At 42.2% G+C, this 1403-nt stretch carries 1 protein-coding gene; it reads left to right on the top strand.

Annotated features, from left to right (window positions below; translation table 11 throughout):
- Positions 1 to 1403, top strand: a 1403-nt coding sequence (locus GMD1S_RS07685; RefSeq protein ID WP_000419828.1) for a sialidase family protein, incomplete at both ends; no start/stop codon positions are given.

Raw genomic sequence — 1403 nt, 5'->3', positions numbered from 1 at the left:
GGTGCAGATGAACGCCGTCTCCATTCGAGTGACTGGGGTGATATCGGCATGGTCATTAGACGCAGTGAAGATAATGGAAAAACATGGGGAGACCGAATCGTAATCTCAAATCCTCGTGACAATGAGCACGCTAAACATGCAGAATGGCCATCTCCAGTTAATATTGATATGGCCTTGGTGCAAGACCCTGAAACAAAGAGAATTTTTGCAATTTACGACATGTTCCTTGAAAGTAAGGCAGTATTTTCATTGCCGGGGCAAGCTCCGAAAGCTTATGAACAAGTGGGAGATAAAGTTTATCAAGTTTTATATAAGCAAGGAGAATCAGGTCGCTATACGATTCGAGAAAACGGAGAGGTTTTCGACCCTCAAAATAGAAAGACAGATTATCGTGTTGTCGTTGACCCTAAAAAACCAGCCTACAGCGATAAGGGAGATTTGTATAAAGGGAATGAGCTAATCGGAAATATTTATTTTGAATATAGCGAAAAGAATATTTTTAGAGTTTCCAATACCAACTACCTATGGATGTCCTACAGTGATGACGATGGGAAGACTTGGTCTGCACCAAAAGATATTACTCATGGGATTCGGAAAGATTGGATGCACTTCCTAGGAACTGGACCTGGTACTGGCATTGCCTTGCGTACAGGGCCTCATAAGGGAAGACTGGTGATTCCAGTTTATACAACAAACAACGTTTCCTACCTAAGTGGTTCTCAATCATCTCGTGTAATTTATTCAGATGATCATGGAGAAACATGGCAAGCAGGGGAAGCAGTTAATGATAACCGCCCAGTAGGCAACCAAACCATTCACTCTTCAACCATGAATAATCCAGGTGCCCAAAATACGGAGTCAACTGTTGTTCAGTTGAATAATGGGGATCTCAAGCTCTTTATGCGTGGGTTGACTGGTGATCTTCAGGTTGCGACCAGTCATGATGGGGGAGCAACGTGGGATAAGGAAATCAAACGTTATCCTCAAGTAAAAGACGTTTATGTTCAAATGTCCGCTATTCACACCATGCATGAAGGAAAGGAATACATTCTACTCAGCAATGCTGGTGGTCCTGGACGCAACAATGGTTTGGTTCACCTGGCTCGTGTTGAGGAGAATGGTGAGTTGACATGGCTGAAACACAATCCTATACAAAGTGGTAAGTTTGCATACAACTCGCTCCAAGAACTCGGAAATGGCGAATATGGTTTGCTTTATGAGCATGCGGATGGCAATCAAAACGATTATACTTTATCCTATAAGAAATTCAACTGGGATTTCTTAAGCAAAGACAGAATATCTCCTAAAGAAGCAAAAGTAAAATATGCTATTCAAAAATGGCCAGGTATTATAGCCATGGAGTTCGATTCGGAAGTATTGGTCAACAAGGCTCCGACCCTTCA

Origin of the sequence: Streptococcus sp. GMD1S (assembly GCF_000296875.1) — a bacterium.
In the GTDB taxonomy this organism is placed as follows: Bacteria; Bacillota; Bacilli; order Lactobacillales; family Streptococcaceae; genus Streptococcus.
This window is presented reverse-complemented; position numbering and strand designations above follow the sequence as displayed.